This is a genomic window from Dictyobacter kobayashii, from assembly GCF_003967555.1.
In the GTDB taxonomy this organism is placed as follows: domain Bacteria; phylum Chloroflexota; class Ktedonobacteria; order Ktedonobacterales; family Ktedonobacteraceae; genus Dictyobacter; species Dictyobacter kobayashii.
In genome coordinates this window covers 910424-934372 of sequence record NZ_BIFS01000001.1, presented here as the reverse complement: position 1 = coordinate 934372, position 23949 = coordinate 910424, and the positions used below count along the sequence as shown (strand labels likewise).

Annotated in this window: 23 protein-coding genes and 1 riboswitch; of the genes, 14 read left to right on the top strand and 9 right to left on the bottom strand. The window is 50.4% G+C overall.

All coding sequences use genetic code 11. The features are described 5' to 3' along the window. Positions 1-103: 103 nt before the first annotated feature. Entirely contained in the window at positions 104-1987 is a 1884-nt protein-coding gene (locus EL645_RS04120) for a chloride channel protein (RefSeq protein ID WP_126548848.1), read from the top strand. A gap of 42 nt (positions 1988-2029) precedes the next feature. Next, positions 2030-2458 carry a MarR family winged helix-turn-helix transcriptional regulator gene (locus EL645_RS04115; RefSeq protein ID WP_126548847.1) on the top strand — a complete coding sequence of 143 codons (429 nt, stop codon included), beginning with the start codon at positions 2030-2032 and terminating at the stop codon, positions 2456-2458. 61 nt (positions 2459-2519) lie between these two features. On the opposite strand, the gene EL645_RS04110 is transcribed toward EL645_RS04115, so the two are convergent. Beyond that, on the bottom strand, positions 2520-3476 hold the full coding sequence (locus tag EL645_RS04110; RefSeq protein ID WP_126548846.1) for an LLM class F420-dependent oxidoreductase: 957 nt from the start codon (positions 3474-3476) through the stop codon (positions 2520-2522). Positions 3477-3599: 123 nt separating this feature from the next. Then, complete coding sequence (locus tag EL645_RS04105) at positions 3600-5099, bottom strand: serine/threonine protein kinase (protein ID WP_126548845.1); 1500 nt, start codon at positions 5097-5099, stop codon at positions 3600-3602. A gap of 371 nt (positions 5100-5470) precedes the next feature. On the opposite strand from EL645_RS04105, the gene cobC reads away from it, so the two are divergent. The 3 genes from cobC to cobU are packed head-to-tail and all read left to right on the top strand — an operon-like array spanning position 5471 to position 7698. After that, on the top strand, positions 5471-6166 hold the full coding sequence (gene cobC, locus EL645_RS04100) for an alpha-ribazole phosphatase (protein WP_161977093.1): 696 nt from the start codon (positions 5471-5473) through the stop codon (positions 6164-6166). A gap of 45 nt (positions 6167-6211) precedes the next feature. Next, a complete protein-coding gene (gene cobS, locus EL645_RS04095; protein WP_126548843.1) occupies positions 6212-7051 on the top strand; it encodes an adenosylcobinamide-GDP ribazoletransferase in 840 nt (279 codons plus the stop codon). A 20-nt stretch (positions 7052-7071) separates the two neighbouring features. Further along, complete coding sequence (cobU, locus tag EL645_RS04090; protein ID WP_126548842.1) at positions 7072-7698, top strand: bifunctional adenosylcobinamide kinase/adenosylcobinamide-phosphate guanylyltransferase; 627 nt, start codon at positions 7072-7074, stop codon at positions 7696-7698. A 114-nt stretch (positions 7699-7812) separates the two neighbouring features. On the opposite strand, the gene EL645_RS04085 is transcribed toward cobU, so the two are convergent. Beyond that, a complete protein-coding gene (locus EL645_RS04085) occupies positions 7813-8727 on the bottom strand; it encodes a cation diffusion facilitator family transporter (RefSeq protein ID WP_126548841.1) in 915 nt (304 codons plus the stop codon). A 257-nt stretch (positions 8728-8984) separates the two neighbouring features. On the opposite strand from EL645_RS04085, the gene EL645_RS04080 reads away from it, so the two are divergent. The 6 genes from EL645_RS04080 to EL645_RS04055 all read left to right on the top strand — a co-directional run bounded on the left by EL645_RS04080 (position 8985) and on the right by EL645_RS04055 (position 14262). After that, a complete protein-coding gene (locus EL645_RS04080; RefSeq protein ID WP_161977092.1) occupies positions 8985-10013 on the top strand; it encodes a D-2-hydroxyacid dehydrogenase in 1029 nt (342 codons plus the stop codon). 238 nt (positions 10014-10251) lie between these two features. Then, a riboswitch (cobalamin riboswitch) is annotated at positions 10252-10445 on the top strand. 121 nt (positions 10446-10566) lie between these two features. Then, complete coding sequence (locus tag EL645_RS43900) at positions 10567-11004, top strand: ABC transporter substrate-binding protein (RefSeq protein ID WP_126548839.1); 438 nt, start codon at positions 10567-10569, stop codon at positions 11002-11004. Then, entirely contained in the window at positions 10995-11570 is a 576-nt protein-coding gene (locus EL645_RS04070) for an ABC transporter substrate-binding protein (RefSeq protein ID WP_161977091.1), read from the top strand. Before EL645_RS43900 ends, EL645_RS04070 begins: the two co-directional genes overlap by 10 nt. A 76-nt stretch (positions 11571-11646) precedes the next feature. Further along, positions 11647-12282 (top strand): cob(I)yrinic acid a,c-diamide adenosyltransferase, encoded by a 636-nt coding sequence (gene cobO, locus EL645_RS04065; RefSeq protein WP_126548837.1) that lies wholly within the window; start codon positions 11647-11649, stop codon positions 12280-12282. A 68-nt stretch (positions 12283-12350) separates the two neighbouring features. Next, positions 12351-13406: a nicotinate-nucleotide--dimethylbenzimidazole phosphoribosyltransferase gene (cobT, locus tag EL645_RS04060; RefSeq protein WP_218031723.1), complete on the top strand. Its 1056-nt coding sequence runs from the start codon at positions 12351-12353 to the stop codon at positions 13404-13406. Between the two features lie 49 nt (positions 13407-13455). Beyond that, positions 13456-14262 (top strand): uroporphyrinogen-III synthase, encoded by an 807-nt coding sequence (locus EL645_RS04055; protein ID WP_126548836.1) that lies wholly within the window; start codon positions 13456-13458, stop codon positions 14260-14262. 84 nt (positions 14263-14346) lie between these two features. Here the strand turns inward: EL645_RS04055 and EL645_RS04050 are convergent, their stop codons facing one another. After that, positions 14347-15204, bottom strand: a complete 858-nt coding sequence (locus tag EL645_RS04050) for a sugar phosphate isomerase/epimerase family protein (RefSeq protein ID WP_126548835.1) — start codon at positions 15202-15204, stop codon at positions 14347-14349. Between the two features lie 170 nt (positions 15205-15374). Here EL645_RS04050 and EL645_RS04045 point away from each other — a divergent pair, with 170 nt between their 5' ends. After that, complete coding sequence (locus tag EL645_RS04045; RefSeq protein ID WP_218031722.1) at positions 15375-15860, top strand: MerR family transcriptional regulator; 486 nt, start codon at positions 15375-15377, stop codon at positions 15858-15860. A gap of 275 nt (positions 15861-16135) precedes the next feature. Here EL645_RS04045 and EL645_RS04040 read toward each other — a convergent pair whose 3' ends face one another. After that, a complete protein-coding gene (locus tag EL645_RS04040) occupies positions 16136-16792 on the bottom strand; it encodes an NAD(P)H-binding protein (protein ID WP_218031721.1) in 657 nt (218 codons plus the stop codon). A gap of 5 nt (positions 16793-16797) precedes the next feature. Then, positions 16798-16980, bottom strand: a complete 183-nt coding sequence (locus tag EL645_RS43895) for an NAD-dependent epimerase/dehydratase family protein (RefSeq protein ID WP_218031720.1) — start codon at positions 16978-16980, stop codon at positions 16798-16800. A gap of 648 nt (positions 16981-17628) precedes the next feature. Between EL645_RS43895 and EL645_RS04035 the strand changes: the two genes are divergently transcribed. Further along, the gene (locus tag EL645_RS04035) at positions 17629-18117 is read left to right on the top strand and encodes an Hsp20/alpha crystallin family protein (protein ID WP_161977090.1); all 489 of its coding nucleotides are present in this window, start codon (positions 17629-17631) and stop codon (positions 18115-18117) included. A gap of 292 nt (positions 18118-18409) precedes the next feature. Beyond that, the gene (gene dnaK, locus EL645_RS04030; protein ID WP_126548833.1) at positions 18410-20302 is read left to right on the top strand and encodes a molecular chaperone DnaK; all 1893 of its coding nucleotides are present in this window, start codon (positions 18410-18412) and stop codon (positions 20300-20302) included. An 84-nt stretch (positions 20303-20386) separates the two neighbouring features. Here the strand turns inward: dnaK and EL645_RS04025 are convergent, their stop codons facing one another. The 3 genes from EL645_RS04025 to ftsY all read right to left on the bottom strand — a co-directional run bounded on the left by EL645_RS04025 (position 20387) and on the right by ftsY (position 23344). Then, entirely contained in the window at positions 20387-21373 is a 987-nt protein-coding gene (locus EL645_RS04025; protein ID WP_126548832.1) for an acetyl-CoA carboxylase carboxyltransferase subunit alpha, read from the bottom strand. Positions 21374-21447: 74 nt separating this feature from the next. Then, the gene (gene accD, locus EL645_RS04020; protein ID WP_126548831.1) at positions 21448-22323 is read right to left on the bottom strand and encodes an acetyl-CoA carboxylase, carboxyltransferase subunit beta; all 876 of its coding nucleotides are present in this window, start codon (positions 22321-22323) and stop codon (positions 21448-21450) included. A gap of 13 nt (positions 22324-22336) precedes the next feature. Further along, positions 22337-23344: a signal recognition particle-docking protein FtsY gene (gene ftsY, locus EL645_RS04015; protein WP_126548830.1), complete on the bottom strand. Its 1008-nt coding sequence runs from the start codon at positions 23342-23344 to the stop codon at positions 22337-22339. Between the last annotated feature and the right edge of the window lie 605 nt (positions 23345-23949).

Here is a 23949-nt window from a genome sequence, read left to right as displayed (position 1 = left end):
TTTTGCAGGCCATTTTGCTGCTGACTTGCAATTATATCGTAATACGATATAATTAAAGAGAAATGATTATTGTCTTTGCATAAGTAAAGGAGATGTTTCGTCTATGGCATCCACTATTTCCGGGCGTCGGGCAGATGTATTAGAAGATCACAATCGCTTGACGCAGCCAGGAGATTTTACTACTACTCCTCGCATGCTTTTTATTGCTGTGCTGGCTATTGGTATTGGTATCTGTAGTACTTTTATTGCTGTTATTTTGTTGAAGCTCATTGGTCTTTTTACCAATCTTTTCTTCTATCAGCGTTGGGACACAACTCTGGTCTCTCCTGTGGGGAATAAGCTGGGCATTTTTGAAGTGCTGGTGCCAGTGTTGGGAGGTTTAGTGATCGGCTTGATGGCGCGCTATGGATCTGAGCGCATTCGAGGACATGGTATCCCTGAAGCCATCGAGGCTATTTTGATTAATGGGAGCAAAGTAGAGCCGAAGGTAGCGATCCTAAAGCCAATTTCTTCGGCTATCTCGATCGGTTCAGGTGGCCCATTCGGTGCTGAGGGTCCCATTATTATGACCGGTGGAGCTTTTGGCTCGATGATCGCACAGCTTTTTCATCTGACCAGTGTTGAGCGTAAAACGTTGCTGGTCGCGGGCGCGGCGGCAGGTATGTCTGCGACCTTCGCCTCACCAATTGCCGCTATCTTGCTGGCGGTAGAATTGTTACTGTTTGAATGGAAGCCGCGTAGCCTCGTACCTGTGGCGCTGGCCAGTGCCGCCGCTGCTATTCTGCGCCACTATCTGCTTGGCAGTGGACCACTCTTTCCTGTTCCCGCTCATAGCGCCTTTATCGGCCCAACGGGTTTTCTAGGATGTGTGGTGGCCGGCCTGCTGGCTGGCGGTTTATCATCCCTGTTGACCCTGCTGGTCTATGCCTTTGAGGACCTTTTTCACCGCTTGCCTATCCACTGGATGTGGTGGCCGATGATCGGTGGTTTAGTCATTGGTATTGGTGGTTTGATTTTTCCGCAAGCACTGGGCGTCGGCTATGATACAATTGGTTCATTGTTGCAAGGCAACGTCTCGGCTCAGATCATACTGGGAGTGTTGCTGGTCAAGTCCATTATCTGGTGTGTCTCGCTGGGTTCTGGAACCTCAGGTGGTGTGCTGGCGCCCTTGCTGATGATGGGTTGTGCGCTGGGTGGGATCGAAGCGATGTTTCTACCCCACGAAGGAGCAGGCTTCTGGGCTTTAATTAGCATGGCAGCTATTCTGGGTGGTACAATGCGTTCACCTTTTACCGGCATTATATTCGCGCTGGAATTAACCCATGATGTCAACGCGTTGCTGCCATTAGTAATTGCTGTGATTATTGCTCACGCTTTTACTGTGCTGTTGATGCGGCGTTCCATTCTAACGGAAAAGATCAGTCGTCGTGGCTACCATCTTAGCCGCGAGTATGCGATTGATCCCCTGGAATTGATCTTTGCCCGTGAAGTGATGAGGACAGATGTGGTGGCCTTGTCTGATACGCTTTCACATACGACTCTTCCACAATTGGTGAACGGCGAATTAGCGCGGCACGAACGTATGCAGCACCTCTATCCAGTATTAAATAAAGAGCAGTTGCTTGTGGGAGTGGTAACCCGCTATGATTTGCAGCGTTTCTTGCAACAAGAGCATATAAATGCTGAGGACGGCTCAATTGGTGAATTGATTCAGCAACGACCAGTTGTGGCCTATCCTGACGAGCCGTTGCGTCATGTCATCAATCGCATGGCCGCTAGCGGCTTCACACGCCTACCAGTTGTTGAAAGTGAAGCTTCACCTAAACTATTGGGAATGATTTCGCTCAGCGCACTCCTCAAGGCACGCTCACACAACCTGGAAGAGGAGCGCTTACGTGAGCGTCCTCTACATATTCGTTTACTCCTACCCAGACGTGGGCAGCCGAGTAAGGCTGAAGTAGTAGAAGAGGAGTCAATTCCTGGATAATGGACTTTGAATGGTAAGTCCGCAAGAATGGAGTCTGTAGTTATGTTTGATGAAGATCTGTCTGATAATGATTATTCTGCATTGAGCGAGTTTCGCTATGCTATCCGCCGCTTTATTCATTTTAGTGAGGAAGCGGCTCGTGCGGCGGGGTTGGAGCCTCAACAGCATCAGCTATTGCTGGCCGTCAAAGGCCTCTCGTTGCACGGCTCGCCAACTATCCGCGATATTGCTGAACGGTTACAGTTACGACACCATAGTACGGTTGAACTACTTGATCGCATGGCCGAGCATGGCTTGATTGAGCGCACCCGCGACACCACTGACCAGCGTCGTGTGCTCATCACTCTGACCCCTGCTGGCGAAGAAATACTCAAGAAATTATCACTGCTCCATCGAACAGAATTGCGCTCAGCAGGGCCTGCCCTGGTGGATGCCTTGAACTCCCTGATTGGCTCGTCTGCCCAACCATAGCCAGACGGGCCAATCTCCAGGTACAATGAAGTGAAGGCCCACCCATACAAGGGTTTAAAGATTATTTGCCGATGCAGGCTTTGGCGAACATGCGCAGGGATTCTAGCTGGGCAGAGTCTTGCAGGAAGATGATCAATTCCTGGGCTCCAGCCTGTTCGATTTCCTGGACACGCTTGTAGATGGCGTCGGGCGTACCTACCAGGGCTTGCTGACGGATACGATCCGCCGGGACGTTGCGCTGGTAGGGAGCGCTTTTGGCCAGCGCCTCTTGATCGGTTTCAGCAATCGCGCAATTAAATAGCACGGTGCGCCAGATTGAATTATAGTCGCGACCAACGTTATCACAGTGTTCTTTGATGATCGCGAACTTGCGGGCCAGCCCTTCATTGTCCAGGTGCTGGATGTTACAGGCATCGGCATATTGCGCTACCAGTTTCAGGGTAACCTTTTCGCCCGCGCCACCGATCAGGATGGGAATATGCGGCTTCTGCACGCCTTCAGGCTGATTGATGGCACCATTGACATGTAGATATTTACCCTCAACTACAGCCTCTTCCTCTGTCCACATAGCACGAATAATGCGCAGCGCATCGCGTAGCTGGCGCAAACGTGTTGGACCATCCGGGAAATCATAGCCATAAGCATTATATTCATGCTCATACCAGCCCGCGCCGATACCAAAGTTCAAGCGTCCATGGCTGAGCACATCCACGGTGCTCGCCATTTTGGCGAGCAGGGCCGGATTGCGATAGCTATTACAGGTAACCATCTGGCCGATGCGCACCCGTTTGGTATCGCGAGACAAGGCTGCCGTACTGGTCCAACACTCAAAAGTCGGCTCCTGGGTTGGCTGTGGCACTGTATGGAAATGGTCAAAGAGCCAGATCGAATCAAAGCCAAGCTCCTCAGCTTCCCTGGCCACACGCGTCATCGTCTCATAACCTTCAACTGGATCAGTAATGCCTACCAGATCCATGCGCCATCCCTGGGGAACAATCACACCAAATTTTAAAGCCATGAGGTAGAGGGTCCTTTCTTATTGCTCTGATAGAAAACGATTACTTCTTATTATTTAATGATGATACGCGACCTAAATGTCAAGTGTTGGAGAATATTATTTGAAATAATTGCTTGCTACGAATTAGCTGCAGGCTGGATTACCGGTGGCGATATCGCTATTATAATCAGTGACGTGCCAGTTGCCCCAGAAGTCTTTGCTCAGTGTGAGGTGTAGATGATAGGGCTTGCTTAGATGAGTGCGATTAATCGTATAGTTATGAACCTGGGAGCCATTGGGGGCAGAGGTATTGGTCTCGCTATAGCTGGCTACTGGTCCATAGCAGCGGTCTTCGCTCTGTGCTTCTTTAATAAAAGCATCATGGCCATCGACCGAGGCACCTAGATCGTTGTAGGCCTGCTCATAGTTGCGGGCGCGTACCGCATTCATAAAGTCTTTGGCGATTGCCGTGGCCTGAGAAGGCGGGTTGCGGTTGTTGAGATAGGCATAACCTGCGAAGCCCCCGGCACAGAGTAGCAAAGGAAGTATGATTAAGGCTACTACAACGCCACGAGCGCAGCCCGCAGCCTTTTTGACCACCGGTTTAGTTTTTGTAACTATTGACCGGGTGCGTTTATCGCTGATGAATTTTGGTGTTGCTGTTTGTGGCTGAAATTCGGTTGAGGCCGGTGGCTGAAATTCAGTTGAGGCTGACTGCTGGAATCTTGCTCCCGCAGGTAATTGAGTTGTTGATACATTATTTGTTCTTACCTCTTCATTCCCAAATGCCGGTGTGCGTGGCGTCGCTACTGTGTTCGTGATTGTTTCTCCGCTCCCGACGGTCTGTTCAAGTGCATTGGCAAACGCTTGCACACTTGGAAAGCGATCATGCGGATCTTTGGCCAGGGCTTTAAAAAGGACTTCAGTAAAAGCATGTGGTATATTTAGTGCCCGCTCGTCAATCGGTGGCGGAGGGGCTGTAAGATGCTGGGTAATCAGTTCGACAGATGATCCAACAAAGGGCCTGTTGCCAGTTAACCATTCGTAGATTACAATCGCCAGAGAATATTGATCGCTGGCCGGGCGAGCTTTGCCCTGGAGTTGTTCGGGTGACATATAGGCGATGGTGCCGATAACAGCCTCTTCGGTTTGCTGACTCTGCGAATTCTGTTCAATCAGGGCGATGCCAAAATCACTGAGTTTGACCTCTCCATGTTGAGCCAGCAACATATTTTGTGGCTTTACATCCCGATGGATTAGCTTTTGCTCATGGGCATACTGCAGGGCAGCGGCTACCTGCCGTACATAGGGCATGAAGGTTGTTGGCGCCAGCCTGGACCCTTTAAGGACCTGCTGCCGCAGCGTACCTCCTGGAGCATACTCCATCACCAGAAAAGGAGTTGCTTCGTCCACGCCAAAGTCCAGTACACGGATGATATTTGGATGTATCAGGTGTGCAATGACCAGTGCCTCATTGCGGAAGCTATCTATCTCCTCTTGCGCGATCTGTGTATGCAAGATTTTGATTGCAGCCTGCGTTTTGAGGTAGACATGCTCACCCAGATAGACATCTGCAAAGCCGCCGTGGCCCAGACGTTTCAGGATGTGGTAATTCCCTAATTGTGTCCCAATAAACTCCATCATAAATATGGTACGGTTTACAAGTGGATTGAAGATACAGAATAAGCAGGCAAGCCGGGAAATAGGGTTATACCAGGTGGCATATTTGCACAATCCCCCTGGTCTGGCTGGATTGTGAGTGGTTGCTGGCTGGGTATGACGCCTGAGTGCTTTACCTTAAGTCAGTTTGCCCGCCGTCTACACAATCAGTGATGTTATAACCTTGCCCTTACCAACCTGATGCTGTTATTCTGGTGGGTAATGTTCCGCCTGCTCAAAATTAGAGCTAACGTTTAAGCTAAAGATAGAGTGCATACATTTTCACTATTGTGAGTCGTATTAAGCTATCTCCAAAGTGAGGAGTTTATATAGAAAGAAAAGGACGCTAAATGGGGATGACTGATAATTCAGAACAGCCATTTGTAACCGAGAAGGAGCGAAGTGAGCCGTATGTGAGCCGTCTCTGGTTAGTGCGTCATGGGGAGACGGACTGGAATCGTGAGGGACGTCTCTGTGGGCATCAAGATGTATCCCTGTCATCCACGGGTGAGATGCAGGCGCGCTGGGTTGGAGCACAATTAAACTCCCGGCCGATAGTCGCTGTATATGCCAGTGACCTGCAGAGGACGGTTAAGACGGCCGAACTGCTGGCACAACAACACTCACTTCCACTAACTATCCAGACCCAATCCGCGTGGCGTGAGCTTTCCTTTGGTGAGTGGGAGGGACTGACATACGCAGAGATCGCCGCGCGCTATCCTGACCAGTTAGACTTTTTTACCAAACCGCTACACTCATCACCTCCAGGAGGTGAGACCCTGGCTGAGTTGCTGCAACGTGTGCAACCGGCCTTTGCGCAGCTGGTGCGAGACGCGCGGACTTTACCTGCTGGCGAGCTAGTACTGGTGAGCCATTCCGGTGTGCTCCGAGTCCTGGTCTGCTCATTATTGGGTATCCCGTTTGAGCGCTACTGGCAGCTAAGCTTTGCCTACGGCTCAATTAGCGCAATTGATTTTCTGGCTGATGTAGAAGATGTGGCCGCAACTACGACCCTTTCTCTACTTAATCACCAATCGTTGTATTTCCTATAGACTATAATAGATTATGAAAGAATAACATTTGGAGAGCTTTGCCTGATGCCTGAGACACAACCGTTTGCCCCGCCAGTTTCTACCGAGCCAACCGACCCGGTACGCCAGAGTTGGCTATTCGAGCAATATAAAGAGCTGGTGGCGGCTATTCGTTTTCTCACGACGTTGCCTGTTCCAGGGAGCACGCAACTATTTCGTACTGATGGTAGAGACAACAGACTTTTTCTGGGCAGCGCCTATTTTCCGCTGGTTGGTCTGTTATTGGCGGCCATCTTAGTGCTGCTGAACTGGATCATTGGTTCCTTTGTTTCTTCACTTGTGCTGGCCGCCCTACTGGTAGTTACCTTGATTTTGCTAAGTGGGGGGTTGCACCTGGATGGTTTGATGGATAGCTGTGATGGTTTGTTTGGTGGGCGCAGCCGCGAACAAAAGCTAGAAATCATGCGCGATAGCCGGGTTGGCAGCTTTGGTGTGCTGGGTGGCGTTAGCATCATATTGCTCAAATTCGCCTTGCTGGCGAGTCTGGATATTCAATGGTTACCCTGGGCACTCCTCACTATTATCCCCATCTCCCGTTGTATGATGGTGCTGGCTATGTATATCTTTCCGCCGGCGCGTCCAGAGGGCCTGGGAGCTGCCTTTCGCCAGACGGTAACGCGAGGCCGTCTGCTCTGCACTGTTATACTGACTCTGGTTATTGCCTGGTTCGCCGGACAGCTTACTGGCCTGGCGCTCTGTTGCGGCGCAGCATTGTTGACCTGGTTGGTGGGTAAATGGATGGTTGCTCAACTGGGTGGTTTGACCGGGGATAGCTATGGTACCCTGGCCGAGCTAATGGAGGTCATGCTACTCTTGCTATGGACGTTATTGCACTTCTGGCTATGATATGTGAGAGATAAAATAATATGAATATAAATAATGAAGTAACAGCATTAAATGACCCCCCACGCCTGGTCCTATTATTGGGAGGGGCGCGCAGCGGCAAGAGTACCTTCGCTGAACGACTGGCTGTGCAGAGTGGTAGAAGCGTCGCCTTTATCGCTACAGCTATAGCTACTGATGAAGATATGCGAGATCGCATTGCCCGTCACCAGGCTTCCCGTGCCGCTAACTGGCAGACCATTGAAGAGCCGCTACACCTGGTTAACGCTGTCCAACAGGCTGCCGTCGTCGCGGATGTCATCATCCTGGACTGCCTGACGGTCTGGCTTTCTAACTGGCTCTTCTCACAGGGAGACGCAGAGCAGTTAGAGGAGGATACCGCGATCAGTGCGCAATATTATGCGGGTGCCTTGCAAGAGATTGATGTCCTGCTACAAGTGGTTGCGCAGCTAGCTCCGGGCAAGACCTTAATCGTAGTCACCAATGAAGTCGGGCTGGGTATTGTGCCAGCCTACAGCCTCGGACGTATCTATCGAGATGTATTGGGGTTAGTCAATCAGCGGGTAGCGGCCGCCGCTACCCGTGTCTACCTCATGATTGCCGGATTGGGCGTCGACATCAAACGCCTGCACGAAACAGCAACACTTTAGCACCACCGAGAGCGTTTTTATAGGTTGTCCCAGGTGTGCACAGTACACCTGGGACAACCTATAAAAACGCTCGGGCGCGTCAGCGCACGTATGCACTACCTACCAGTTTGACAATTATTCCAGGACAGGACTCCTATCCAACTCCATATCCTGAAATGTAACAGGATCCTCTTGTGGTTCAAGATGAGTAAACACCGTACTATCTGGCAATGCCTTATGAATAGCCATTTCAATCTCTTCACAAATAGTATGTCCTTTCAGAACAGTCCATTTTCCTGGCACAATCACATGGAAAGATACAAAGCGCCTGCGCCCCGCCATCCTACTACGTAAGGCATGGAAATCAATACCTTGCTCACGATAGATATCTATAACCTTATTTATGACCTCAATATCCTCACCGGGCAGGGCAGTATCGAGCAATCCCAATCCTGTCTGGCGTAAAAGTTTGACTCCTGTCCAGATAATATTGATCGCGACCAGCAGTGCTACGATAGGATCAAGAATATACCATTTAGTGATAGCTACCAGCAGAACACCGATCAGAACCCCAACGGTTGTAACCACGTCGGCAAATAAGTGGTGGGCATCGGCTTGCAAGGTAATGGAGCGCTGCTTCTGGCCTGCCTGCAGCATAAACCAGGCGAGCACCCCATTGATAATCGCGCCGACAACAGAGAATGACAGACCCACGAAGGCTTGCTCTATTGGCTCGGGATGAAAAAGGCGCGGGATAGCTTCCACCGCAATAATGAGTGCCGCGACCAGGATTAACGCACCCTCAACGCCGCTAGAAAAGTATTCGGATTTGGTATGTCCATACGTATGGTCTTCATCAGCAGGGCGTTCAGCCAGGATTAATGCCCAGAGGCCCACGAGTGCCGCAACCAGATTCACTATCGACTCAGCCGCATCCGAAAATAAACCCACCGAACCTGTTAAAAAATAACCGATAAACTTTACTGCCATAGTTACCAGTGCAGCAGCTATCGACAAAAACATGTATAAACGTAATGAAGGGTGTTTCATTTAATCCCCTTATGCTATGGATGATCCTATGGTGAATTTGCTTATAGTCATAGAAAATGCTTATCTCTTAACTGTAGTACGAATGAGCAGCGCTATCAGGTTAGATATTTTTGAATTTGCTCTTAGTATGGTTTTTAAGTGTCTGATTATAACAGGGTGTTGTTATCAATATGCTTAGCATACAGACCATCCTTTAATCTATTGAGTGGGTTCTATGCGTGATAACATAGAAGAAAACATGTCTGGAGGATTTTGTTGTGAAGCAGACAGATAATTCCGGGCGCACCATCCTGGTGACCGCACGGTTGGAAGATAGTTGGAAGGCGCGCATCCAAGAGATTGCGCCCGATTTCCATGTGGAGTCGCGGCCCTGGGCTAAGGTTGGAGATATTTCCAATGAGCTATGGAAAGAAGTTGAGATCCTCTTTACTTTGAATACTTTCCCTACGCCTGAGCAAGCTCCGAATTTGCGCTGGGTCCAACTCTATTCCGCCGGAGCCAATCAGGCCTTTGATAGTCCTTTAGCGCAGTCTAAGGCTACCATTACTACCGCCAGTGGTGTGCATGCCGTCAATATTGCTGAATATACCTTGACTACCATGCTGGCCTGGTTCCATCGATTCCCGCGTTTTGAAGAGTGGAAGCAGAAAGGACAATGGCCTGATGAGCAAGGGCGCAACCTGTTTATGCCTGAAGAGCTACGTGGCAAGACGCTCAATGTAGTTGGCTACGGTAGCATCGGTCGTGAGGTTGCCAGACTTGCCAGGGCTTTTGGCATGCGTATCATTGCTATGGAGCAGCGACCCGATCATCGAGATCATGGCTTCATTTTCCCTGATATCGGTGATCCAGAGGGCAAGCTACCCGATCATTACTATCCCAAAGATCAATTTCACCAGGCGCTGGCTGAGAGTGATGTAGTCGTGGCCGCGGTACCACTGACTCCTGACACTAGAGGTATGTTTGATGCGGCGGCTTTCCGGGCCATGAAAGATACAACCTTCTTTGTTAATATCGCTCGCGGAGATGTCTGCAATGAAGCGGATCTGATTCACGCCTTGAAAGAAAAAGAGATTGCCGGGGCAGCCCTGGATGTTTTTACCGAAGAGCCGCTACCTTCCAGCAGTCCCTTGTTTGGTATCCCCAATGTTTTCATGAGCCCTCACATCTCAGGAATGACTCCTCACTATGATGAACGAGTGGCCATGATTTTCACTGAAAACCTGCGCCGTTACGTCAAAGGCGAGCCACTCTATAATGCAGTTGATCGTGAGCGTGGCTATTAATATAAAATCGTGCGTGCCATAGGGCTTTGTAATGTTCGTCCAGAGATCATGAGCAAGCGATCCGATGTCCATTCTTTCAGGTATGGAGTGTGTTTGGTGGGCGGCCGCGAAACACACTCCATATTCCCAACCCGGCGCCGCAGGCGCCAAAGAGGAACAGTAAAAAGCCCTGTGAGTACCATTTTGCGCATTGACATGAGTAGATAAAGCTTTGTATACTACCTGATGTAAATAACTCTACATTTTTATTTCATCAGGTGGTCAAGACAAGCTGTCTTGGCAGAATAGGGAAGTCGGTGAAAATCCGACGCAGTCGCGCTACTGTAACTGGCGTCATGCTTATTGCCTCAATGCCACTGTTCGGTATATGAACGGGAAGGCCGGATAAGTATTGCCAGAAGTCAGGAGACCTGCCTGGTGAGTTATGCTCTTCATCCTTCGCGTAAAAGGAGCGAGCTACCAAGGCATTCTCCTGTCTTATCTCTTTTTGTCTTGGGCTGGCTACTATTTTTCGCGAGGTGACTGTGGGCGTTAGCTAGAAGGATACGAGTGTATGCGCACCCATGTCATCTCATTTCGTTTATTAACGGTCTTGTTACTGGGCTTACTGTTGACCCTGGCTGCTTGTGGACAGGGTGAATCTTCCCAGCCGTCGAGTGCTACCCCGGCCACTACTGTACAATCTACGCCTACCCCTGCGTTGGATGCGTACGGGACCCCGATTGTGATCCCGAAAATTGCTCCCATGCGTATTGTGTCGCTGGCACCCAGCGTCAGCGAAATCTTAGGCGCCTTACAACTGCAGAATCGTGTAGTGGGCGTGGATGCTTTTACTAATTATCCCGCTTCTCTGGCATCTATCAAAAAGGTCTCCAGTAGTTCAGGTATTAATGTGGAAAGCATCGTGGCGTTGAAGCCAGACCTGGTATTGAGTTCGGGGGGCTGTCCAAGAACTATGATAACCAGTTATCTCAGTTGGGGTTGCAAGTAGTTGATCTCCCTTCGCCCAATGTTGCCCAGACCCTGGATCAGATTGAGCTGGTTGGCCGTTTAACGCATACCGAAGAGGTGGCCGAGCCGCTGGTGAAGCAAATGAGACAACAGATTGCCCAGATCCAGAGCCAGGTGAAAGGTACGCCAGCTACTAAAACTCTGCTTGAAGTTGATAATAGTACACCTGGAAAGCCCTATGTCTTTGGTGGTGGCTCCTTTGGTGATGAGATGGCCCAGTATGCCAATATCGCCAATATATTTCATAGCAATATCAGCAATGGAGGCTATCCGCAGGTAACCGATGAGTCAATTATCGCTGCCAATCCCCAATACATTATTCTTACTGAAGACCCCCTTTATGGCGGTCAACCATCTGCAGTGTATAAACGCGCAAACTGGGGTGGTATTGATGCGGTAAAATCTCATCATGTCTATCGTCTCAATTCTGATATTATGCAGCGTCCAGGGCCACGTATTGTACAGGGTCTGCGCTGCCTGGCCCAGGTTGTTCATCCCGATAAATTTTCAGGGGCGTTACCGGATTATTGTACGGCCAGCGTATAGGATTAGCTGGTTTCATTCCTGAAACCCTGCGCTACTTTTTATACTGATAACGTCATGGTGGAATAGGATAAAAATAATGGAAGAGCAAAACTATGCCGAGACTCAATTTGAGTCTGGTGAACTTGAAGAATTAACTGAAGAGGGCCGTGCCCGTATTCGCAAGGAGCAGGCCGAAATGCGTGCCAAGCGCAAACCAGCGAAAGGACTGGTGATTATCAATACCGGTAATGGTAAAGGTAAGACCACGGCCGCCCTGGGTGTACTATTTCGTGCCTGGGGACAGGGGCTGCGTGTGGTGATGCTGCAGTTTTTGAAATCACAGACCGGCAAGTGGGGAGAGGTACGGGCGGCCCAAAAGATGGGTGTGGAGATCATTCCACTGGGCGAAGGTTTCACCTGGAACAGCGAGGATCTGGAGCATGATAAAGCCCTGGCCAGAAAATGCTGGCAGCTCTGCCGCGACAAGGTCGAGAGCGATCTGTATGATGTGGTGATTATGGATGAGATCACTTATGCGATCAATTATGGTTGGCTGGACGTTAACGAGGTGCTGGAGACCTTAAAGGCGCGCAATCCTAAAATGCATATCATTATTACCGGGCGCGACGCCCCTCAGGCTTTGATCGATTATGCTGACCTTGTCACTGAAATGACCGAGATCAAACATCCTTATCACCAAGGTATCCTGGCCCAGAAGGGCATAGATTTCTAGTTCTATTTGCCTGTTTGCTTTCTCTCACAGAAAGCAAACAGAAAATTGTATATGAAGAAGGTATTTTTATGACTGATATATATGATGTAATGGCGAAGATTACTGCACTTGATACTGACAGTATCGAGCAGGCGCGGGCACGGCAAGCGCAACTGACCAAGCCGGCTGGCAGTCTGGGTCGCCTTGAAGAGGTAGCTGTGCAGATGGCTGGTATCACCAGAAGCGTGACACCAATTGTACAGCGGCGCGCGGTAGTTGTAATGGCGGCTGATCATGGGGTAACCGCCGAAGGTGTGAGCGCCTATCCAAAGGATGTCACACCGCAGATGGTACTTAACTTCCTGGCCGGTGGCGCGGCCATCAACGCACTGGCACGGCAGGCGCAGGCGGATGTCACGGTGGTTGATATCGGTGTGGCGGCCGACCTGGAACATCCCCAACTCTTGTCGCGTAAAGTGCGCCGTGGCACCGCCAATATGGCACGTGAAGCAGCGATGAGTCAGGCTGAGGTGTTGCAGGCGATTACTACTGGTATCGAGGTGATGGAAAACCTGGCTGCGCAGGGTGTGGATCTGGTAGCCACCGGGGAAATGGGTATTGGCAATACAACCGCGGCCAGTGCAATTACCGCCAGCTTATTGAATGTACCAGCTGAACATGTCACCGGCCGTGGTACCGGTATTGATGATCAGCAGTTGACGCACAAAGTGCGCATTATCGAGCAGGCCATCGCGCACAATGTTCCTGATGTAGAGCAACCATTAGATGTGCTGGCAAAGCTGGGTGGCCTGGAGATAGCTGGCCTGGTTGGTGTTATCCTGGCTGCCGCCGCCCACCGTATTCCAGTTATCATCGACGGCTTTATTTCCAGTGCAGCCGCCCTGGTCGCCGTTGCTCTTGCTCCTGCTGCGCGAGACTATCTTTTCGCCGGCCATCTCTCGGTTGAGCGTGGCCACCGCCTGATCCTCGAAAAATTGGGTCTGGAGCCCCTGCTCACTCTCCATTTACGGCTAGGCGAGGGTACCGGTGCTGTCCTGGCTATGCATATCATCGAAGGCGCCCTGCGCACTCACAGCGAAATGTCTACATTCGCTGAAGCAGGCGTAAGCGACAAAGAAGCATAATATTTCTGGTATACTTACGTGGAGTATAGTAAAAAATAGGAGTAAGCTCATGGCTTTTCACGAAGCTCGCATCGCTGTATTAGAAGCGCGCATGAGTGATGAGATGGCTGATCTGATTCGGCGTAATGGTGGCACAGCCTGGAGCGTCCCAGCTGTCCGTGAGGCTTCCTTGAATGCCGCACAACCAGTAGCCACATTTGTGGACCGCTTAGTCGCTGGTCAGATTGCTACTGTGGTATTTTTTACTGGCGTTGGCGTTAAAGCACTCTTGCAAGAGGCTGACCAGCTGGGGCGTCGGGCTGAATTAGTCGATGCTCTGCGTAAGACCACCGTGATTTGCCGGGGACCTAAACCTTCGGCTGTGGTGCGCAAGGAGCAGATCCCTATCGCGGCCAGTGCCCCCGAACCTTATACCAGCACTGAATTGTTGCAGACGCTAAGTGCCTTTGAAGTGGCGGGACAAAGTGTAGGGATCGTGCACTATGGCGAGCGCAACGAACTGGTCTCTGCTGTTCTACATGAGCGGGGAGCTCAATTAGAAGAGCTCTGTCTGTATGAATGGCAACTGCCCACCAATACCGATGCTCTGCGCACCCTGGTACGTGAACTGATCGCTGGACAGGTGGACGCGATCGTCTTCACCAGCCAGATCCAGGTGCGTCACCTGTTTGTAATAGCTGCTGAACTGGATTGCAGCTATGAGTTGACTGCTGCGCTGAATAGCAAAACCATCGTAGCTTCTATTGGACCTACCTGTACAGGTGTGCTAGAAGGATATGGTGTCACCCCCCATGTTATTCCAGAGCATCCAAAGATGGGCCACCTTATCAAGGCCCTGGCTGAATATATGGTTTAGCTTGTACGTATGAATACGAAGCGGCAGTGATCAGGAAATGTTGCTGATCATCGCCGCTTCGTATTCATGAGTATCTATTAGATGTTAGCGTAAACCAGCCTGTTGCCATATTTTAGCCAGGCTCTCGCGGGTGGCTCTGGCACGCTCCGCATAAGGTAGGGCGCGATGCTCGGCGTTGAATGGCTCTACCACTACCGGGCCGTCGTAACCAATGCTTTGCAGGGCCTGTAAGAAGCCTGCGATATCGATAACTCCGCTGGCTCCCGGCAAGAGACGCTCGCTATCGAGTTGCTCATCCACGGCTCGGCCGGCAGGTGCATCGTTAACGTGCACATAGACAACCTGTTGATTGGTCAGTTGTTGGATCTCGGCCACGCTGCCATGGGCTGTATACCAGTGATAGCTATCCAGCAGGAGACCAGTGTTTCCGGTACCAATCTGTTGACCCAGTTCAAGGCCACCAGCGATAGTCGAAATGAACTCATAGCGATGTCCTGCGCGCATCGTCTTTGGCCCCACAAACTCCAGTCCAAAACGCTGTCCGTGGTCGGCCAGTATCTGGGCAACGGGGCGTAGGCGGCTGGCATGGAATTCAATGTTGGCCTGATAATCGCGTGTATCTGAAAAAGGCAGGATCCAGGTCGAGCAGCGGCTACTGCCCAGGGCCTGTGCCAGTTCGGCATAGGCCGGCAGCTGTGCCAGGCCCGCCTGATAGCTCTCCTCATCTCCTCTGAAATCGACAGGAAGTCCCCAGGCTCCAGGTCGGAGTTGTGCCTCTTGTAAGCGCTCTTTAATTTCTTGCACGGAAGTCTGCCGGGCGCGGGTCAGCAGTTCCTTCAACGGCAAATCCAGGCCCTCAAAGCCATTGCTGCGGGCAAGTTGAAGTGCCTCTTCGAAAGACACAGAAATACCAATGGCTCCGGGATCTAAACTGGTGAACATCGCACACTCTCCTTTGACGGGTGAATTGTTCGATATATTCTCATGTGAGGATATACTCTTTTATGGTAACAGAGGATATATAGAGATGCAATGTCGAAAATAGAAGCAAAATAAGTTAATGTTTGATGGTTTTTGTCTATGTGACTTGACAAAAAATGTTAAATTATATTATGATTACAAAAAATAATGCGGCCATAAAAGAGCATGACAACCGCTTTGTCATGCTCGTTTTCCGTGATAACGAAGGTGGCCAGCTAGAAGGAGGTTTTACCATGAAGCGACGTTCCAAAGTATCCCAGTCGATGAGTGATGATGAGCATCGGCGCCTTCCCAAGTATTCTATCGGTGTGGTCTCGCAGTTAGTTGGTATACCTCCGCAGACCTTGCGCCGCTATGAAGAAGCCGGCCTGCTTGATCCTGCACGCCAGGATGGCAAAAATCGGCTTTATTCAGACGAGAATCTGGCTATTCTACAAGAAATTGCAGAGCTGGCCAATCAAGGCGTCAATGCCGTTGGCATTCGTCATATACTTCAGATGCGCCGCCAGGTCATTACCCTCGAACAAGAAGTGAATGAGGTACGGACCCTGCTCATGCGGGTGCAACATACCGAATATATCATCGAAACTTCTGAAGACCTTAAAAAAGATAGCTAAACCCTTAGTTGCGGGCTTTAATACCCGCTTCCATTCCCCACTCGTAAAGCATGTCACTCTTCATATGGATGGACTTTGCCTTCTCTCTTCTCTCCTAGCAATTAGGGGCGACAAGATTATCAGGGGGAAAACCTGTGCTAAGCGCTTAGCACAGGTTTTCCCCCTGATAACTCACGGTTCGCTTAAATTCCGGACGGTTTTTGAGAATTGCCCTCTCAAGTGCCTGATTTTTGAGTGCTTGAACTACAACCGAACCTGATTCAAATCCCCTCAATTCATACGAAAGGGGAAAAGTCTGATGCGTGGTCTTTTGCCCACTGCGCGAGTGTACGTGCCTTATGGGAGGTTAACTGCTCGACGGTAGGGAGCACCACATCGGGAACGGTGACAGTATCCGACCAGTAGTCCAGAAGCATCTTGATGACAGGGAGAGGCATGTACTTCTCCATCTCCTTCTGGAAGGCGTCGACAGGAATCTCTTGAAAATGAAGTTGCTTGCCAATAGCCGTTCCAATACAGTTCAGTTGCTCGAGTCGCGTCAGTGCCTGGGGTCCCGTCAGTGGATATGTCTTTCCCTGATGTCCATCTTGCGTAAGCGCAACTACGGCAACGGCAGCAATATCCGCTTCATGGATGGGTGCCTGGACAGAGTTGGCATAGGGTTCATAGACGGTAGCTCCAGTTTGGATGGAGTATGCCCAAAACAGCAGATTATTAGCAAAGCTTCCCGGGCGCAGGAACGTATACGGAATGCCGCTGGCCATGACCGCTTTCTCGATGGCAAGATGATGCAGCGCACTCACGGACGTTTTGTCTCGCTCATATTCCATCGCTGCAGCCAGCGAGGAGAGTACAACTATCTGTTCCACCCCGGCTGTCTTCGCCTGCTTTAAGAAGGCATCGACGCCCCCCTGTGCAGGGAATAGGAACACTCGGTTCACACCTTCAAAAGCCCTGGAGGACAAATCCCTTTCGTAAAATCACCCTGAAGAGCTTCTACCCCAACAGGGGCTTTGTCTAGATCACGAGTGACAATACGAACCTCCTGCCCAAGGGCGCGAAGCTGGGTCACGATGGAATTGCCTACAGAGCCTGTGGCACCGGTAATAAGATAAGTCATCTATTTCTCCTTCGTTTTCATATCTCTGCGTTGTTCGTTCGACTCCTTGATAGACAAAGTATATCTTTAAAGGAGGGCAGAATCCGACCTCTTTATCCCTTTATCCCGTCGTTTTGCCGAATTTTGTGATACATGTTGTCGTCATCGATGTATCGGTCTCTGTTACAGTCATCCAGGGGTCGGAAAAACCCTCTTTAGAAGAGAACAGTGCTATCGATTGTGATGAAAAAGTGGTTGTTGATTGTGATGAGTGACAACTTAAACGTTCCTCAAGATCGCCACGATCTCCACGCCTGAGTTTGAGCACCAAAGTCGCTCAAGAAGTTTTCTTACGTAGTGCAAAAAAGCTGGCGCAGCAGCGCACGTCTGCGCAAGAGCGGCACGCTTCCCATGATGATGGCAGTAAGACACATACTATGTTTACATATTGTTATGGATCAACTGTTAGAGATTTGTTAGAATGACGAATAATTGCTTGTAAATGACTTGACAAAAATTGTAAGGTAACGCATAATATGGTCGTAAGGTGATTGAGGGAAGCGAGTAAAGTAAAGCTAGTAAATATAACGCTATCCTTCAATAGAACTCTCGAAGTTCGCGCTGTTCATATTCAGAAGAATGGTTATAAACAAAAAGGAGGCTGTTATTATGTCAATGATTATGCGCCACGATCCATTCCGCGATTTTGTCAGTCTGCGCAATGCGATGGACCAGTTGTTCGAGCAGAGCTTTGTCCGCCCAACCTGGGAACAGTCTTCTCAGGGCGTGCGTGCGGTGGTAGATGCCTATGAGACCGAGCAAGGCTATCATATCCGTGCCCTGCTACCAGGCGTCAAGCCAGAGGATATTGAACTGACCGTACAGGATAATACTTTGTACCTGAAAGGCATCCTGCATCCCTGGAATGTCCAGGAAGAAAAGGCCAACTGGTTGGTGCAGGAGAGTGGCTCCGGTAAATTCGAGCGCAGCATTACTTTCCCGAAACCCATTAACGCCGATGGTATCGAAACCAGTTATGAACATGGCGTGTTGACCATCACTGCACCCGTTGTCGAAGAGAGCCGCCCACGTAAGATTACAGTCTCTAGTGGTAAAGCCCAACCCAAACAGATGGTTGAGTCCGGCACCAATGCCTGAGTGTGCGCTTAGCAAAGCAGGAGGGTCAGGGGACCTGATAGCGGTCCCCCTGGCGGCTACACATCTTCTCCTCTCGATCTACAGACGATAAGAGCGGTTACCATAAAATCACACATTCACAGCTTAACACAGCTGTTTTACATACATATCTAAAAAGTTTTTAAGCATAATCAAAGTTACGTGGTAAGGGATGTAAGTGAAGGGTGGCTATGCTTAAACTGATTGAAAACTTTATGCGGGGACTTTTCTCCAGACATAACACAACCTCACTCAAGGGGAGGATCTAGACATTATGGCAAAAGTAATTGGTATTGACCTTGGCACCACGAACTCTGTGGTGGCGGTTATTGAAGCTGGCGATCCAACGGTACTAGAAAATAGTGAGGGTGCGCGCCTGACTCCTTCGATTGTGGCGATCACGAAAAATGGTGAGCGCCTGGTAGGACAGGTAGCCAAGCGCCAGGCCGTCACCAATCCAGATAACACCATTTTTTCGGTGAAGCGTTTGATGGGCCGTCGTTTTGACGATGCCGAAGTGCAGCGCACAATTAAGAATGTACCTTATAAAGTGACTCGTGCCGCTAATGGAGATGCTCGTGTTTCGTTGGCTGGACGTGATTATAGTCCCCCGGAAATCTCGGCCATGATCCTGCAGAAGTTGAAAGCGGATGCCGAGGCGCGCCTGGGTGAGCCTGTGACTCAAGCGGTGATTACTGTGCCCGCCTACTTTAACGATGCACAGCGGCAGGCGACTAAAGATGCTGGCCGTATCGCGGGCCTGGAGGTCTTACGTATCATCAACGAGCCAACTGCCGCATCCCTGGCCTATGGTCTGGACAAGAAGAACGATCAAACGATTGCTGTCTATGACCTGGGTGGTGGTACCTTTGATATCTCGATCCTGCAATTGGGCGAGGGTATCTTTGAAGTCAAGTCCACCAATGGCGATACCCACCTGGGTGGTGATGACTTCGACCAGTTGATCATGGATTGGATTGCCGATGAGTTCCGCCGCGAGCAGGGCATCGACCTGCGCAACGATCGTATGGCCATCCAGCGTCTAAAAGAGGCGGCTGAGAAAGCCAAAGTAGAGCTCTCATCCGCGATGCAGACCGAGATCAACCTGCCCTTTATTACGGCGGATGCCAATGGTCCAAAGCACCTGGTGATGAATCTGACCCGTGCAAAGCTGGAACAACTGGTGGGTGGTCTGATCGAGCGCACCAAAGGTCCAGTGTTAAAGGCACTGGAAGATGCCGAAGTTCGTCCTGGCGATGTAGATGAGGTCGTGCTGGTTGGTGGACAGACGCGCATGCCAGCAGTCGTAGAGATGGTACGCAAACTGTTTGGCAAAGAGCCGCATAAAGGTGTTAATCCGGATGAGGTGGTGGCCATTGGCGCGGCGATCCAGGCTGGTGTCCTGCAAGGAGACGTTAAAGATGTTCTCTTACTCGACGTGACTCCGCTGTCATTGGGTGTAGAAACTCTGGGTGGTGTGATGACGCGTTTGATCGAGCGCAACACGACCATTCCGGTACGCAAAAGTGAGGTTTTCAGCACCGCGGAAGATAGCCAGCCAGCCGTTGAGATCCATGTCTTACAGGGTGAGCGTGAACTGGCGCGTGATAACAAGAGTCTGGGACACTTTCGCCTGGAAGGGATCGCGCCTGCCCCGCGCGGTGTACCACAGGTTGAGGTCATCTTTGATATCGACGCCAATGGCATCCTGAATGTCACAGCTCGTGATAAAGCCACTGGCCGTGAGCAACGCATCACGATTACCGCATCCAGTGGACTTTCCAATGCGGAAGTCGAGCGCATGGTGCGTGAGGCTGAGGCGCATGCACAGGAAGATCGCGCTCATAAAGAGGAGATTGAACTGCGCAACCGGGCTGATAGCACCGCTTACCAGGCGGAGCGTACCCTGAAAGATCTTGAAGGCAAAATTTCTGCCAGCCTGCGTTCAGATGTTGAGCAGCAGATCAAAGCCCTACGGGATGCCTTGAGCAGCAACCAGACCGCACGCCTGAGTTCGCTAACCTCAGAGTTGGAGCAGACCCTGCAACGGGTGGGACAGGAAATTTATGATAGCCAGAACGCGGCGGCGGCCGGCGCTGGCGCGGGACATCCTTCATCTACCACTGATGAGACTGGTACGGTTGAGGGTGAATACCGCGAGGTATAAGTTGTAGCGCATGGTTGCTCCCAATGAGCGTAACAAAAAAAGACATCCATCTAAGTGGATGTCTTTTTTTGTTATTGAGCACTACTATGCTTTAGAGCTGACGAGCTCTGGCTCTTTGATCGAGCCATATTTGCCCATATTGCGGAACTTCTGGTAGCGCTGGTCCAATAGTGTTTCGATTGGAAGGCTTTTGGTCTCTTCCAGATGACGCTCTAAGGCCTCTTTCAAGGTCGTGGCCATCTGTTGATAGTTGCGATGAGCGCCGCCAACTGGCTCGGGTAAGATCTCATCGATCAGACCCAGTGGCAGCAATTCGCGGGCACTAATGCGCATCGCGGTTGCCGCGTGTGAAGCATGGGCCGAATCGCGCCACATAATCGATGCTGCGGCCTCAGGGGCAGCCACCATGTAAATGCTATGTTCCAGCATCAACACACGGTCCGCCACGCCAATGGCCAGGGCACCACCGCTGCCGCCTTCACCAATAACCGTCGCAATGATTGGAACCTGCAAACGAGGCATCAAATAAAGCGTGGCAGCGATTGCCTCAGCCTGTCCACGTTCCTCATCGACCAGGCCTGGGGAAGCACCCGACGCGTCGATCAGCGACACGATCGGCATACGAAACTTTTCAGCCTGTTCCATCAAACGGTGAGCTTTGCGATATCCTTCAGGATGCGGCATACCCAGATTGCGGAACTGCTTCTCCTTCATATCGCGGCCCTTTTGATGGCAGACCAGCATGACCGTTTGTTTGCCAATACTGGCAGGACCCGCCATAATCGCGTGGTCATCACCAAAGGAGCGATCTCCATGCAGCTCAAAAAAATCATCGCAGATGAGCCGGATATAGTCTGCAGCGTAAGGTCGATCCTTGTGGCGTGCCACTAACACAGTTTGCCATGTGGTGAGGTTTTTATAAATCTCCTCGGTTTTTTGCCGAAGTTCGCGCTCAGCCTCTTGTAACTGTACCAGATCGTCCGCTTTCAGACGATCACCCTTGCGTTGCAGTGTAGATATCTTTTTTTCTAGCTCAGCCAGCGGTTTCTCAAATTCCAGATCGTAGGCCATCTCTTTCCCTTCTATAGTGCATTCCTGTCTCGCTGTGCCTGGTAGTCACAAAAAGTGCTACACTCAAACAAAGTTTACGAATAAAGACGTAGGATCCGTCCCAGGGTCGATCTGAGATCGCGTCGATGTACGACGGCGTCGATCATACCATGTTGTAGCCCAAATTCCGAATTGACGGTACCTTCAGGCAATTTGATATGCATAAACTGTTCAATGACACGCGGTCCGGTAAAGCACACCAGGGCTCCGGGCTCAGCCAGTGTAATATCGCCTAGCATCGCAAAACTGGCAGAGACACCGCCGGTTGTTGGATCGGTAAGCAGACTAATGTATGGGAGCTTAGCCTCGCCTAATTTGGCCAGGGCCGCCGAGGTCTTTGCCATTTGCATCAGCGAGAAAAGACCCTCTTGCATGCGCGCTCCGCCCGAGGTAGAGGCAATCATGACAGGGATTCGACGCTCAATGCCAAGTTCGATGGCACGTGTAATCTTCTCGCCGACGGCTGAACCCATACTGCCACCCATAAAGTGGAAATCCATGACCGCCAGGGACAATGGTTTACTCTCAATGGTCGCATGACCAATGATCACAGCCTCATTGATACCTGCTTTTTGCCGCTCAGCCGTTAGCTTATCGGCATAGTTACGTTGATCTGTATATGAAGGTGGAAAGGTCGTGAACTGGAGAGGATCGACAGAAATAATATCAGCATCCAATTCAGTAAAGCTTCCAGGATCAACTAAAAGATCGATACGCTCGTGGGCGGTCAATCTGAAGTGGTGATTACAACGTGAGCACACCTTCAGATTCTTCTCCCAATCGCGACCGTATAAAATTTCTTTGCATTTAGGACATTTGACAGCTATATTGCCCACTGAGGGCAGAGCAGGCTTATCCTCAGTGGGGGAGGAAGCCTGCCTGGTGAGTGGGACAGCCGCTTCTTTTGCCATAAGGAACCTCCGGTTACTGTTGTGCGAAGAGCGCTGCCACGAAATTTTGCGGTTCGAATGGCATCAAATTCTCTACTTTTTCACCCATGCCAATAAATTTAATTGGCACACCTAAATCGTCTGCAACTGCAAACGCGAAACCACCCTTGGCTGTACTATCCATCTTGGTGATAATAACGCCGGTCAGCCCAATATCCTCAGCAAACTTGCGCGCTTGCAACAGGGCATTCTGGCCGGTAGTGGCATCAATTACCATTAACAGCTCGTGTGGTCCATCCGGAACGAATCTCTGAATAATTTTATTAATTTTCTTTAATTCTTCCATCAGGTTAAACTTGGTATGTAAGCGACCGGCCGTATCGACGATCAAGACATCGCTGCCACGGCTCTGGGCCGCTTGCAATGCATCGAAGACGACTGCGCCGGGATCAGAATTTGGCTTCTGACTAATGACCGGTACCTCAACACGATTGCCCCACTCCTGTAGCTGATCAATGGCGGCGGCGCGGAAAGTATCGCCGGCGGCCAACATCACGTTATGCCCCTCTCGTTTGAGGCGATAGGCCATTTTAGCGATGCTGGTAGTTTTTCCTGAACCATTGACACCAATGACAAGAATCACAGTAAGTGGAGATTGTTTAGAAAAGCGAAGAGCCGATGGCTTTCCAAGGAGGGAGGATAATTCTTCTCGTAAGGCTTGTTGTACCTGGCCACCTGTACGCATATTTTCGTCGCTTGCGCGCTGGCGCAGGCGCTCGATGAGCCATATTGTCGTGCTTGGTCCCACGTCAGCCCCCAACAATGACTCTTCCAACTCATCCCACAGGCTATCGGTTATGGTGTCGGTTTCCTGAACAGTGTTGCCCAGCCGGTTAAATATTTGACGGGTGCGATTCAGGAAGGTAAAACGGGGTTCAGCAACAGGTGGTTGTTCCGTTGGCTGCGTAGGAGCAGCCTCACCTGTTGTTTTATTTTGTTTTGGATCTTCCTGAGGTTTCTGCCCAAAGAATCGATTGAGCACGTCAGCATTGACTCCTTTTAATAAAGTTAAAAATTTCTAAATGAATTGCTATACTCTATGACTTTATACCGCATTTGTTCTGAAAAAGCCAAATAGAGGGCCAATAATCACCCTTTCAGGTCACTCCAGTGGCCTTTTTTGTGACTACCCCTCTATGTGTAGAGAGGCAAAAGGAAGTGTACATATAGCTGCCTTTTGCCTCCTCTTTACGCTAGCAAGCGATCAAAACCACTCGTGAGCGCCGTTATTGGTGTTGTCAACACTCCTACTGTCGGCCACTGCGATAAGTATGGAGTGAACCATCACTAATTGGTTCATTAATAATGATATCACCATTACGGATCTTAATATTGTACAGGCAGGAGGGGTTGGTGCAAACCCATGCCTTGTACTCTATGGAAGCTCCCTGGCTACCGAAATCCGAAAGCGGAACCAGATCACCTTCACTACATTTGCGACACCGGGGAAATGCGTTTTCCACGAAATCGCCTCCTTCCTTCTCTCTGGAGGTAATATGCGCTTGTCGATTTTGCTGAACAAGCGTGGCTTAGCGAGATTGTAAGCCGAGGGGGAGCCTCCGCCGCTGCATCCGCGTCCCCACAGCA